A 13,982-nucleotide genomic window follows, 5' to 3' on the forward strand; every position below is an offset into this window, starting at 1 on the left:
TTAGGTCAATATCCGACAAATATATAAAAACAAACCACACTTTAAAAAAAAAGTAAAAAAAAGACTTTTAAAAAAATGTAAATTTTATATGTTGCGTTTGTATTATTGGCTGTCCTGTTAAAAATATTTCGAATCAAATTATATAAAAAAACACAAAAAACCCGTTTTACGCTATATTTGTATTTGAAACCGTTTTTAATGAAAAAAATATTTTATCTTTTTCTGCTGACTTTTTTCAGCATCAATTGTTTTTCACAGCAAAACCAATTGTGGCGTGGCTTTTTTTCTTATACCGCTATTAAGGATTTGTCGCAAACCGGCGATAAGGTTTATGCTGCACCTGAAAACACCCTGTTTGTTAACAATGTCACTACAAACGAATTAAAAACCATCACTTCGGTAAATGATTTTAAAGCCGATATAATTTCTTCGGTACATTACAGCACAACTTATAAAAAAATACTGGTCGGAAACCAAAACGGTTTGCTTTTAGTGGTGAATGAAATTGACGGAAGTGTTTTAAACGTAATCGACATTCTTAACAAACCGACAATTCCGCCTAATAAGAAAAAGATTAATCATATTTATGAGTACGAGGGCAAAGCGTATTTGTCGTGTGATTTTGGTGTTTGTGTGTTTGATTTGGCAACCTCTCAATTTGGAGACACTTACTTCATCGGACCTTCCGGAGAAGATGTACAGGTTTTTCAAACCACGGTTTTTAACGGATTTATTTATGCTGTAACGCAATTGAACGGTATCCGAAGAGCGAATTTTACCAGCCCGAATTTAGTTGATTTCAGTGAATGGACCACCTTTGATGCGGGATATTGGAATGGGATTGTAACTTTTCAGAATCAATTGGTTTTGTCGAATACCAGCAACAGGATTTACAAATATACCGGGGGAGCTTTTCAGGAAATTGTCAATGTAGGGCAAACGGTGCTTGATTTCAGAGAATTTGAAAACCGATTGCTTATTACTTCGGCCAACCATGTCTTTATTTACGATAATCAGTTGCTTCAATTGGCACATATCACGCAGATACCGGATGTTATTTCCACGTTTACTTGTGCCACGATAATTAACGACAAAATATTCGTCGGAACAATGGATGAAGGTTTGCATCAGACAACCCTTGGGAATCTCACAACTTTTGAAGATGTTACCCCTAACGGTCCGCCAAGAAACAGTATTTTTAATCTGAAAAAGGCACCCAATTTTCTTTGGGCAGTTTATGGCGATTACACCAAGCAATACAATCCGTATCCGCTGGATGAATATGAGATCAGTAAATTTTCTGAAGAACAGGGATGGAAGTCTATTCCGTACACTGATTTACAGGGGGCAAAATCGCTTTCGCGCATTGCGTTGAATCCGAGTAATCCCAATCAGGTTTTTGTGAGTTCCTTCTTTTCGGGTTTACTGAAAATTGAAAATAATGATCAGGTAACATTGTTCAATCAGGCCAATACCGGGCCAAACGGTTTGGAGTCGCTGGTGTTGTCCCCTCCCAATCCTTCTTATATTGATGTAAGGATTAACGGTCCCGCATTCGATAAAAACGGCAATTTGTGGATGACCAACAGTCTTGTGAAGAAAGCCATAAAAGTGTTGAAAAAAGACGGGCAATGGCAATCCTATACCCTTGAAAACATCACCACTGCTCCCGAAAACGATGACTATGCCAGTATAGCCATTGATAAAAACGGCACCAAATGGATTCCCTCCTACCGAAACGGCGTCATAGGTTTTAATGAGAATTATAACAATAAGTTTATCCTGATAAAAGTCGGAACCGATAACGGAAATCTTCCGGACAGGGATGTCCGATGCGTGGCGGTCGACAATCGAAATCAGTTATGGATAGGAACTTTTGCGGGTTTGCGGATCTTGCCGAGTGTGGATCGTTTTGTGACGGACACCACTTTGGAAACCAATCCGATTATTATTCTGGACGACAACCTTGCGCAGGAACTGTTCTATCAGCAAAGCATCATGGATATTGTGGTTGACGGTTCCAACAACAAATGGCTGTCCATAGACGGTGCCGGTGCTTTTTTGGTTTCGTCTAACGGACAACAAACGTTGTATCACTTTACCAAAGAGAATTCTCCATTGCCAAGTAATAATGTGCTGGATATCGAAATCGACGATGCGTCCGGAGAGGTGTTTTTTGCCACCGATAAAGGGTTAGTTTCCTTTCAAGGGATTTCCACAAAACCGCAGGACGATTTGAGCAATGTCTACGTTTATCCTAATCCGGTACGTCCGGAATATAGCGGAACGGTAAAAATCAGCGGACTGATCGATAAAGCCAATATCAAAATTACCGATATTGAAGGGAATCTGGTCTATGAAACCACCTCGGAGGGTGGTACCATCGAATGGGATACCCGCGCTTTCGGAAAACACAAAGTAGCCTCGGGCGTGTACATGATTTTCATTGCTGCCGATGACGGAGTAGAGACCAAAGTTAAAAAAGTGATGATCATCCGATAATGCTTGTTAAAACCAAAGCCATTGTTTTAAGCGCAATAAAATATCAGGAAAAAAGTCTGATTGTGAAGTGTTTTACACAATCCGACGGTCTGAAATCCTATTTCGTTCCCAGTGCTTTTTCCGGAAAGAAATCGAATCAGAAAATCGCCTATTTTCAGCCGTTGACGATTCTCGAAATCGAAGCGAATCACAAGAACAAAGGCACGTTGGAGCATTTTAAGGAAATCCGATTGGCGACACCGTATCATTCCGTAAATACCGACATTTTTAAAAGTACCATCGTGATTTTCTTATCTGAAATGTTGCACCACAGCATCCGCGAAGAAGAAAAAAACCAAAACCTGTTTTTCTTTCTCGAAACCGCGATGATGTGGCTGGATTCCCACGAAGAGACGGCCAATTTTCATTTGATATTGCTGCTGGAAGTCTCCAAGTTTTTAGGTTTTTATCCCGATATTTCGGGAATGGATTTGCCTTTTTTTGAACTGAACGAAGGGGTTTTTACCCCGTTTCACGGCATCAGTTGTCTTTCCGAACACGAGACGTTTCTGTTTAAAAAACTTGTCGGTCTGAAATTCGATTCCGACCAGAAAATCTTCGCCGGAACCGAACGCCAAATTCTGCTTAAAATCCTGCTGGATTACTACACGGCTCACCTTGATGGCTTTAAAAAACCGAAATCGCTGGATGTGCTTAAGGAGGTTTTCTCTTAACAGCAGGAACCCATATGTTAGTAAACTCTTAAAACTGTAGTGTTTGGTCGTCTTTTTTCTCGCTTCTTTTCTCTATTTTCTCTAAAATTCCGTACTTTCGCGCATTGATTTAAGAAAACGACAAAATGAGTACAAAATTCACTGAATACAAAGGACTTGATTTGCCCACTGTGGCTTCTGAAGTGCTTGATTTCTGGAAAAAACAAAACATCTTTGAGCAAAGTGTAACGTCCCGTGAGGGCGCGACGCCGTATGTGTTTTTTGAAGGCCCGCCTTCGGCAAACGGATTACCGGGGATTCACCACGTGATGGCCCGTGCGATTAAGGATATTTTTTGTCGTTACAAAACCCAAAAAGGATTTCAGGTAAAACGTAAAGCGGGTTGGGATACCCACGGATTACCGGTAGAATTGGGTACCGAAAAAGAATTGGGCATCACCAAGGAAGACATCGGAAAAACCATTTCCATTGCCGAATATAACGAAGCGTGTAAAAAAACCGTTATGCGTTATACCGACGTGTGGAACGACCTGACCGAAAAAATGGGCTACTGGGTAGACATGGAAGATCCGTATGTGACCTACAAATCCAAGTACATGGAAACGGTTTGGTGGTTGCTGAAACAGATTTACAACAAAGATTTATTATACAAAGGCTACACCATTCAGCCGTATTCGCCCAAAGCGGGAACCGGATTGTCTTCGCACGAAGTAAATCAGCCGGGCTCCTATCGTGATGTGACCGATACTACCATTGTGGCGCAGTTCAAGGTTTTGGAGAATCAAAGAAAATTAACGTTCGCCAAATTTTACGATTACATTACCACCAACGATTTAAAACAATACAAGTTTGAAGCATTGGAACTGGATGAAATCCACTTTTTGGCCTGGACGACGACACCTTGGACATTGCCAAGTAACACCGCTTTGACAGTTGGTCCAAGAATCGAGTATGTGCTGGTGAAAACCTTCAATCAATACACGTTCCAACCTGTCAATATCATTTTAGCGAAAAATCTCGTTGGGAAACAGTTGTCGAAAAACTATTTCGAAACCAGCGAAGCTGCCGATTTTGAAAATTTCAAGGAAGGCGATAAAAAAATTCCTTTTGAAATCATAGCCGAATGTAAAGGGGCTGACTTAGTCGGCATCCAATACGAACAATTATTGCCGTACACGTTACCGTATCAAAATCCAGAAAACGCATTCCGAGTAATTTCAGGTGATTTCGTTACCACGGAAGACGGAACGGGTATCGTACACACCGCACCAACTTTCGGTGCCGATGATGCCAAAGTAGCCAAAGAAGCATCTCCGGAAGTACCGCCAATGTTAGTGTTGGACGAAAACGGAAACCCAGTGCCTTTAGTGGATTTGCAAGGGCGTTTTGTGTCTCAGATGGGTGATATGGCTGGGAAATACGTTAAAAACGAATACTATAATGAGGGTGAGGCTCCTGAGAAATCGGTGGATGTGGAAATCGCTATTCGTTTAAAAGAAGAGAACAAAGCCTTTAAGGTGGAAAAATACGTCCACAGTTATCCACATTGCTGGAGAACGGACAAACCGATTTTGTACTATCCGTTAGATTCTTGGTTCATCAAGGTGACGGAAGTGAAAGACCGTATGTTTGACCTGAACGAAACCATCAACTGGAAGCCAAAAGCTACCGGAGAAGGCCGTTTCGGGAACTGGCTGAAAAATGCCAACGACTGGAACTTATCCCGTTCAAGATACTGGGGCATCCCATTGCCAATCTGGAGATCGGAAGACGGAACGGAAGAAATGCTCATTGGTTCGGTGGAAGAACTTTACAATGAAATCGAAAAAGCGATTCAAGCGGGTGTGGAATCCGTAAATCCGTTCAAAGGGTTTGAAATCGGAAACATGAGCGAGGAAAACTACGATTTAGTTGACTTACATAAAAATGTTGTTGATACAATAACATTGGTTTCGCCATCCGGAAAACCAATGAAACGCGAAAGTGATTTAATTGATGTTTGGTTCGATTCGGGCGCCATGCCGTATGCGCAATGGCATTATCCGTTCGAAAACAAGGAGTTAATCGATGAAAACAAAGCCTTTCCTGCTGATTTTATAGCTGAAGGCGTGGATCAGACCAGAGGGTGGTTCTATACCTTACACGCTATCGGAACCTTGGTTTTTGATAAAGTAGCCTATAAAAATGTCGTTTCCAACGGTTTGGTGTTGGATAAAAACGGACAAAAGATGTCCAAACGTCTTGGTAATGCGGTAGATCCGTTTACCACTTTGGCCGAATACGGTCCGGATGCGACCCGCTGGTACATGATTGCCAATGCGAATCCGTGGGACAACCTGAAATTTGACATCGAAGGGGTGGCCGAAGTAAGAAGAAAATTCTTCGGAACACTATATAATACGTATTCGTTCTTTGCCTTATATGCCAATATCGACGGGTTTAGTTACAGCGAAGCGGAAATCCCGTTAGCTGACAGACCGGAAATCGACCGTTGGATTTTATCCGAATTGCACACCTTAATTCAGGTGGTGGATGAGGCCTATGCGGAGTACGAACCAACCCGTGCTGCCCGAGCAATTTCCGACTTCGTACAGGAAAATTTAAGCAATTGGTACGTGCGTTTGTGTCGTCGTCGCTTCTGGAAAGGCGATTATGCGCAGGATAAAATAGCGGCATATCAGACTTTATATACATGTTTACTTACAATTTCCAAACTTGGAGCGCCTATAGCGCCGTTTTTTATGGACAAACTTTACCGAGATTTAACCCAGGCAACACACGGGGAAAAATTCCAAAGTGTACATTTGGCCGAGTTCCCGAAATCCGTTGAAAACTTTGTTGATAAGTCGCTGGAAAGCAAAATGCAGAAGGCGCAAACGATTTCGTCTCTGGTTTTATCGCTGCGTAAGAAGGAAATGATAAAAGTGCGTCAACCGCTGCAAAAGGTTATGATTCCTGTGCTTGACGAAAATCAACGTGCCGAAATTGAAGCGATTTCCGACCTGATTAAAGCCGAAGTGAACGTGAAAGAAGTACAGTTGCTGGACGATGCTTCCGGGATACTTGTGAAGCAGATCAAGCCTAATTTTAAGACATTGGGGCCGCGTTTCGGTAAAGATATGGGATTGATTTCTAAGGAGATACAGCATTTTTCTCAGGATCAGATAAATAAATTGGAAAGAGAAGGCGTAATAAGTATTGTTATTTCAGGAAATAGTGTTAATTTAACACTTGAAGATGTGGAGATTTCTTCACAGGATATTGAGGGTTGGTTAGTGGCAAATTCGGGAGGCATTACCGTGGCATTGGACATCACAATTTCCGATGATTTACGAAAAGAAGGTATCGCCCGCGAATTGGTCAACCGAATCCAAAATATCAGAAAAGATTCAGGTTTTGAAGTGACCGATAAGATTAAAGTGACCATGCAAAAAGACGGCATTATTCAGGACGCCGTAAAAGACAACGAAGCATACATTAAATCGGAAACGTTAACGGAAGAACTTGTTTTTGAAGACCGTATTGAAAATGGTACGGAAATTGAGTTTGATGACCTAAAAACAAGAATATTAATTTCAAAATAAGGAAATTATGGTGGATGAACAAATAAGATATTCCGACTCGGACTTAGCAGAGTTCAAGGAATTGATCCAGATGAAATTGGAAAAAGCGAAAAACGATTTGGATTTAATACGAAGCGCTTACCTTAACGACTTAAACAACGGTACCGATGACACATCGCCAACGTTTAAAGCTTTCGAGGAAGGTAGCGAAACCATGTCAAAAGAGGCCAATTCACAGCTTGCCATTCGTCAGGAGAAATTTATCAGAGATTTGAAAAATGCTTTGATCCGTATAGAGAACAAGACTTACGGAATTTGTAAAGTAACAGGAAAATTAATCAATAAAGAGAGATTGAAACTGGTTCCTCATGCAACCATGAGCATCGAAGCAAAGAACTTGCAACGTTAATCTTTTCAAAAAATACGAAACGCTCCGCCCGGAGCGTTTTTTATATGGTTTAATTCTCTTATTTTTGTGGCTAAATTGAGCAAAATGTCATTAAAGAAAGCCTATTTACTGGTTGTCCTGATTTTGGTGATTGACCAGATTTCCAAAATATACATCAAAACCAATTTTATGCTGGACGAAGAAGTCTTAGTGTTCGATTGGTTCCGCATTCACTTTATTGAAAATTCCGGCATGGCTTGGGGTGCCGAAATCCCGGGCAGCTTCGGTAAGTTGTTACTCACCACGTTTCGTATCATCGCCGTTGGCGGCATCGGCTATTGGTTGTACGATGCGGTGAAAAAACAATCGTCCAATTTCCTGATTGTGGCGGTGTCTTTGATATTGGCTGGAGCGGTTGGGAATATTATCGATTCGGTATTCTACGGTCGAATCTTTAACGACAGTTCGCATCAGGTAGCCACACTATTCAGCAATGAACCTTACGGGAAATGGTTCCACGGAAAAGTGGTGGACATGTTTTATTTTCCCATCTGGGAAGGAAACTTACCGTCTTGGTTACCGGTTTGGGGTGGAAACCATTTTACATTCTTCAACGCGATTTTTAACGTAGCCGACGTGGCAATTTCAACCGGTGTCGGAATTCTGATTGTATTCAATAAAAGAGCTTTCGGGAAGTAACTATAGCGCAAAGTATACATAAAAAAGACCACAATTTTGTGGTCTTTTTTATTATTTATTATGTCCCGGTGCATGACGTCTCGCGCTTCTGTCACCGCTGATTTTTTTAGCCTGTCCCGGCGGTAATCGTTTCTTTTTTACCACAACGGTTTTGTGATGATGGTGTTTTACGACACAACTGTCGAATCCAAACACAATCATAAAAGCAAAGGCGGCATACATAATCTTCTTTAGAACACTATTTCTCATAAAATGGGGTTTTTGGTTTGACGAATATATCGAATTATATTTTAAATTCAAAAATACCATAAGGGGTCACACAAAAATCCAATTTAACGTCGCTTTCAAAAACATCGGAGATGGTTTCTTCCGGATCAAAGAACGAGAGTCCTACTTTAATTACATCCGATTTGCATTCGGAAAGGAAAGTGTCGTAAAACCCTTTGCCATACCCTACCCGATGTCCTTTTTTGTCATAAGCCAAAAGCGGTACGAAAACCACATCTATTTTAGAGGAAGGTACTTCTATCCCATCAACCGGTTCGGGAATCCCGTAGGCGTTGTTTTTTATTTTGGTGTTGTCGGTTAACAGATAATGCGTCATTTTTCGGGTTTCGAAATCCGATTTCGAAATAACGATTTCCTTGTCTCTTCCGGCCAAGATCTGCAAAAGGAATTCGGTGTTGACTTCTTTCTGTTCTTCTATCGGCAGAAACAAATGGAAATAGGTGTAGTCCCAAATCGGCAGGGCCAGACAACTGTTGGCAATCGCCAGACTTATGTCCTGAATTTCTTCAAATTTCAGCTCTTTTCTTTCGTTTTTATACTTTAGGCGCAGTTCTTTTTTCAACATGTAACGTACTTTTTAAATCGGCTATAAAAGTACTCAAATGATCTACTTCCACATGATCCATGATCACAATTTTGTACCATTCGTTGGTTTCGTCGTGTTTTTGCGGCACCAAATCGTATTTTGCTTCCAATACCTGCGGGATGTATTTGGCCTGTATGGTGACAATATTCATGTTCGGATCCCTGAAATACTTGATGTTCATGGCATCCAACTGTTCGCACAACCAGTCGGTACGCATTTGCAGTACGCGGATTTTTTCACACCAGCCAAACGGACCATAGGTAAATAAAATCATCCAGACCGCCACGGCATTGGAACCGCTACGGCTGCCGCAAAGAGTCAAATCCATGCCTTCCACATATTCGGCTTCTTTGGTCAGGACGTTTTCAATTAGCCCTTTTCGGCAGATGAACACACCGGTCCCGTAAGGTGCCTGCAGCATTTTGTGGGCGTCAATGGTAATCGAACTGATTTTGGGATTTTCAAAATTAATGACCGAGTCTTTGTTGCTGAACGGGTACACAAAACCACCGTAAGCCGCATCGATATGCAATCGGTACGCCAGTTGGTGTTTTTCAAGGACTTCGATATAATCGTCCGGGTTGTCTATCGCGCCGAACATGGTTGTCCCCATATTGGATACCACGATAAAGTATTTTTTTCCGTTGGCTTTCGCCGAAGTGATAATCGTTTCCAATGCCGTTTTGTCCAATTCGCGGCTTTCGAAATGTACCGGAACCGAAAGGCGTTCCAACATCAGCAGATTGGCTGCTTTGGGAATGGAATAGTGCGTGTCTTCGGTTGCGATTATGGCGATTTCGTCGGGTTTTGCCTCATGCTGATTCATGAAATAGTTGCGGTACATCCAGATGGCCTGGATGTTGGCTTCGGTGCCGCCGGGTGCGATATAACCGTCGTAAGAATCGGGTTCAGCTTTAAAAACATCCACGGCCAATACTTTCAGTACTTCACGCTCCATTTCCTGTGTGCCGCTAAACGCTTTTTCCGAAGAACCAATCGTATGACATCCGATATGGTTGGGATTCGCCACATAGGTTTGCAGGGTGGGTGCGTCTTTTAAAAAAGGCGCATCGCTGTTGAATACTTTATTGTCGAGTTTAGAAGCCGGATAGCCCAAGGACGCATCGTGAGCGAAATTTACATTTTCCTCCAACGCTTTTTCAATGCGCTCCTGACGTTCTTTTTGGGTTAGTTTTTTCCAAGTTATCATATGCAATCAAATTTGACTCAAAGCTAAGGGCTTCAAAACAAATAAAATATGATAATTGTTAGGTTTTGAAAATTGGGAAACCGCAACATTTTGATTTTATTTTTGCCACAGATTCGCAGATTTCCTAGCGCGAATGCACGAATAATAAAGTCTGAGAAACTGCAGTTGTGTGTTTGTGGAACGGTCTGGATTCTTATTTTTTTAACCGCAGATTTACAAATTTAGATTATCTGCGAATCTGCGGTGAAATCAATGAATTGTGTTGATTTACTTTTCCAATTCGGTTGAAATATGGTAGATGGCATCACCCTGATACACAATCGGCGCTTCGTTCACGTTGATGATGTACCCGGAATTGGGTGCTTTCATCTTGTGTTCTATTTTTCCGTACGGATCGGAAATGGTGGCCAACAACTGTCCTTTTTCCACGAAACTGCCGATTTTGGTATATCCGTGAAACATCCCCGAATACCGCGCGCGAATCCAGGCCGATTTTTCGATGTAAATGCTTTTTTCTTCGGGATAACTGGCTTTTCTTCGGTGGTTGAGCATGCCCAGATGTTCCAGAACGCGTTTGGCGCCTTCGATGCCCTGTTGGGTGATATCTTCGTTGATGTCGATGGATTTCCCGCCTTCAAACAAGAGCATTTTTACCCCCAATTTGTCACACGAATTTCGGAACGAACCAGTAATGTTGTTGGAATAAAGGGTAAAAGGTGCGTGAAAAATTTCCGCTAAATCCCGCAGTTCCGGATTGTTGGGTGCGATTCGAATTTGTGCGGCATTGAAACGCGCGGCGCCTCCGGCATGAAAGTCAATGGCGTAATCTACGTGCGGAATCACTTCTTTCAGCAGATAATACGCAAAACGACTGGCCAACGAACCGGTTTTACTTCCCGGAAACACGCGGTTCAAATCACGACCGTCGGGAAATTCCCGCGTCTGGTTCACGAAACCGAAAACGTTGATAATCGGAATACAGATGATGGTGCCGGTTTTGGGTTTGTTGATTTTTTTAACAATGAGTTGCCGTACGATTTCCGTGCCGTTGATTTCATCGCCATGCAATCCCGCCGATAATAAAACGGTAGGACCCGGTAATTTGGAACGTTCCACGATGATGGGAATCTTCAGTTTGGTCATGGTATGGAGCTTGGCAATTTCCATATTGATGGTTTTGCTCTCTCCGGGCAGGATGTCTTCTTTCAGAATTCGTAAAACGTTATTTCGGTAGTTCATAGCAGGTTAAAACGCTAAAATAATAATAATTATGAGTTATGAATTATAAATTTTGAGTTGCTTTGTAAGATACAATACATTTGTGCAATAAAATAGAACTAATGATGAAGCATGTTTCAGTGTGTCTACTATTGCTCCTGATAAATGTTGGCTGCTCCCTAAAGAAAGACATAATTGCGCTTAAACTTCCACTTAAGGAATACGAGGAATCAGCTAGAAAAAATTTGGGAGAACAGTATGTTTATACGACCTCGGCTAAAGACTCTGGAGAATATCCGGGTTGGAAAGCGCACCATGGGTGTAGGTTTATTACGGAGTACAATCCGGATGAGCTTCATGTTAAAGCGATACCTGAATTCAAACTGCTAAAAGATTTTAAATTTCAGGGTAATGTCCTTGATTTTCTCGATTTCCATAATGAGAATATTAACAGTCTATATAATATTTATGATAAGCAAGATAAATTTGTGCATTTTGAAACTACTGTTGAAGTGCCTGATTATTTGAAATCCCCTTTAATGTTTGATTGTATAATGACTGAGCCAATAGGAAGCAACATCCTTACTATGATGAAGTTGAGATTGCAGGACAAGTTTTTCACCTTCAAAATTGACGGGCTCACCCAACACCTTTTCATAGTAGAAAAGGGGAGAGTATACGCTGTTTCAAAACCGATGCTTGATGGGACATATCAAAAGATGGAAATCAATAAGTTTTTTGCAAAGCAAATTGGTTACGGAGGAATAGAATATCTGACAGACAGTTTAGAAGACAAGTATAAGAAAAAATATAAATTTACGCCCAGCAAAAAATATTATAAGAACCCCTATTTTTTTACGGTTAATGAAGTGTCCCGATAATGCATTTTTTTGCTCTCAATAAATTTGTAACTTTGAAATGGTAATGAGCGTCGGGATAGAAACGAAACGACTTCCAATAACTCATAATTCATAATTTATAACTCATAATTAGCCTGTGATTCCCACTTTAGAACTCCAACTCCAAACCCTGCCCGACAGTCCGGGGGTGTATCAGTATTACGATAAGGAAGGGAAGATTCTCTACGTCGGGAAAGCCAAAAACCTCAAGAAAAGGGTCGCGTCCTACTTCAATAAAGTACACGATAATGCCAAGACGAACGTGTTGGTCAAAAAAATAGTTTCCATCAAGCACATCGTCGTTCCCACGGAAACCGATGCGCTGTTGCTGGAAAACAACCTCATTAAAAAACTGCAGCCGCGGTATAACGTGTTGTTACGGGACGATAAAACCTATCCGTGGATCTGCATCAAGAACGAACGCTTTCCCCGCATCTTTTCCACCCGAAAAATGATTAAGGACGGTTCGGAATATTTTGGTCCGTACACGAGTTTCAAGACCGTGCATACGATTCTGGATTTAATTAAAGAACTGTATCCGCTAAGAACCTGCAATTACGATTTGAGTAAAGCCAATATCGACAGCGGAAAATTCAAAGTGTGTCTGGAATACCATATCGGGAACTGCAAAGGGCCTTGTGAAGGCTTGGAGACGATTACGAATTATGAAAAACAGGTGCAGGCCATCCGAGAAATTCTGAAAGGGAATTTTAAAGAGAGTTTGAAGGATTTCAAAAAACTGATGGGCGAATTGGCGGCCGACATGAAGTTCGAAGAAGCACAAAAAATCAAGGAAAAGATTGAAGTGCTGGAGAATTACCAGTCGCGTTCGACGATTCTGAATCCGAAGATTTCCAATATCGATGTCTTTTCGATTGTTTCCGATGAAGCGATGGCGTATGTGAATTTCCTTCAGATTTCCCACGGCGCGATTGTGCGTTCCCATACGATGGAACTGAAAAAGAAGCTGGAAGAAACCGACGAAGAGTTGCTGGAACTGGCTGTGGTGGAATTGCGCGAGCGTTTTCATCTGAATTCCAAAGAAATTATCCTGCCGTTCGTCCCGAAAGCTTTCGGGATCGATTTCGGCGATAAGATAAAAGTCACCGTTCCCAAATTGGGCGACAAGAAACAAATACTCGATTTGTCCGAAAGAAACGCCAAGTTCTACCGCATGGATCAGTTGAAACAGATAAAAATTGTCGATCCCGACCGACATACGAACCGTATTATGGCACAGATGCAGAAGGATTTACGTCTTTCGGTCGAGCCGAGGCATATTGAGTGTTTCGATAACTCGAACATTCAGGGAACGAATCCGGTGGCGGCGTGTGTGGTGTTCAAGGACGGAAAACCGAGCAAGAAAGATTACCGTCATTTCAATATCAAAACCGTAGAAGGACCGAACGACTTCGCTTCGATGGAGGAAGTGGTGTACCGAAGATACAAACGATTGTTAGACGAAAACCAGCAATTACCACAACTGATTATTATTGATGGCGGAAAAGGGCAGTTGTCGTCGGCGTTAAAAAGTATCGACGATTTGGGGCTGCGCGGAAAAGTGGCCATCATCGGGATTGCGAAACGACTGGAAGAATTGTTCTATCCGGGGGATTCGGTGCCGTTGTATCTGGACAAGAAATCGGAAACCCTGAAAATCATTCAGCAGTTGCGGAACGAGGCACACCGCTTCGGTATCACTTTTCATAGGGACAAACGAAGCAAGGCGGCGATTCAAACCTCGATTGAAACCATACCGGGCATCGGGGAAAAAACCATGATTGCGTTAATAAAACATTTCAAATCGGTTAAAAGATTGTCAAAAGCGACCGAAAAAGAAATATCTGAGGTAGTAGGACTTTCAAAAGCCAAAAAAATTGTCGAATTTTACAGGGAATCCAATCCAAAACCATAAA

The 13,982-nt window shown here is 41.7% G+C and carries 11 protein-coding genes; 7 read left to right on the plus strand and 4 right to left on the minus strand.

Annotated elements, in window-relative coordinates:
* Window positions 1-198: 198 nt before the first annotated feature.
* The 5 genes from porZ to BLQ05_RS11800 all read left to right on the plus strand — a co-directional run bounded on the left by porZ (window position 199) and on the right by BLQ05_RS11800 (window position 7,865).
* Window positions 199-2,502 carry a type IX secretion system anionic LPS delivery protein PorZ gene (gene porZ / locus BLQ05_RS11780; RefSeq protein ID WP_023577648.1) on the plus strand — a complete coding sequence of 768 codons (2,304 nt, stop codon included), beginning with the start codon at window positions 199-201 and terminating at the stop codon, window positions 2,500-2,502.
* Window positions 2,502-3,215, plus strand: coding sequence for a DNA repair protein RecO (recO, locus tag BLQ05_RS11785; protein WP_035655063.1), 714 nt, complete (start codon window positions 2,502-2,504; stop codon window positions 3,213-3,215). The genes porZ and recO overlap by 1 nt, the downstream gene beginning before the upstream one ends.
* A gap of 125 nt (window positions 3,216-3,340) precedes the next feature.
* Window positions 3,341-6,799: an isoleucine--tRNA ligase gene (gene ileS / locus BLQ05_RS11790; RefSeq protein WP_023577650.1), complete on the plus strand. Its 3,459-nt coding sequence runs from the start codon at window positions 3,341-3,343 to the stop codon at window positions 6,797-6,799.
* Between the two features lie 7 nt (window positions 6,800-6,806).
* Window positions 6,807-7,187 (plus strand): TraR/DksA family transcriptional regulator, encoded by a 381-nt coding sequence (locus BLQ05_RS11795; RefSeq protein WP_023571092.1) that lies wholly within the window; start codon window positions 6,807-6,809, stop codon window positions 7,185-7,187.
* An 84-nt stretch (window positions 7,188-7,271) separates the two neighbouring features.
* A complete protein-coding gene (locus BLQ05_RS11800) occupies window positions 7,272-7,865 on the plus strand; it encodes a lipoprotein signal peptidase (RefSeq protein WP_023577651.1) in 594 nt (197 codons plus the stop codon).
* Between the two features lie 51 nt (window positions 7,866-7,916).
* Here BLQ05_RS11800 and BLQ05_RS11805 read toward each other — a convergent pair whose 3' ends face one another.
* The 4 genes from BLQ05_RS11805 to BLQ05_RS11820 form a co-directional block, all read right to left on the minus strand.
* Entirely contained in the window at window positions 7,917-8,114 is a 198-nt protein-coding gene (locus tag BLQ05_RS11805; RefSeq protein WP_143000950.1) for a hypothetical protein, read from the minus strand.
* A gap of 34 nt (window positions 8,115-8,148) precedes the next feature.
* Window positions 8,149-8,718, minus strand: coding sequence for a 5-formyltetrahydrofolate cyclo-ligase (locus tag BLQ05_RS11810; RefSeq protein WP_035655067.1), 570 nt, complete (start codon window positions 8,716-8,718; stop codon window positions 8,149-8,151).
* Entirely contained in the window at window positions 8,687-9,949 is a 1,263-nt protein-coding gene (locus BLQ05_RS11815) for a pyridoxal phosphate-dependent decarboxylase family protein (protein ID WP_023577654.1), read from the minus strand. The genes BLQ05_RS11810 and BLQ05_RS11815 overlap by 32 nt, the downstream gene beginning before the upstream one ends.
* Before the next feature lie 267 nt (window positions 9,950-10,216).
* Entirely contained in the window at window positions 10,217-11,188 is a 972-nt protein-coding gene (locus tag BLQ05_RS11820) for a succinylglutamate desuccinylase/aspartoacylase family protein (protein ID WP_023577655.1), read from the minus strand.
* Window positions 11,189-11,289: 101 nt separating this feature from the next.
* Here BLQ05_RS11820 and BLQ05_RS11825 point away from each other — a divergent pair, with 101 nt between their 5' ends.
* Window positions 11,290-12,048, plus strand: coding sequence for a hypothetical protein (locus tag BLQ05_RS11825; protein WP_023577656.1), 759 nt, complete (start codon window positions 11,290-11,292; stop codon window positions 12,046-12,048).
* 115 nt (window positions 12,049-12,163) lie between these two features.
* Window positions 12,164-13,981: an excinuclease ABC subunit UvrC gene (uvrC, locus tag BLQ05_RS11830; protein WP_023577658.1), complete on the plus strand. Its 1,818-nt coding sequence runs from the start codon at window positions 12,164-12,166 to the stop codon at window positions 13,979-13,981.
* Window position 13,982 lies beyond the last annotated feature (1 nt).

This window comes from Flavobacterium saliperosum, from assembly GCF_900100625.1.
Lineage (GTDB): Bacteria > Bacteroidota > Bacteroidia > Flavobacteriales > Flavobacteriaceae > Flavobacterium > Flavobacterium saliperosum.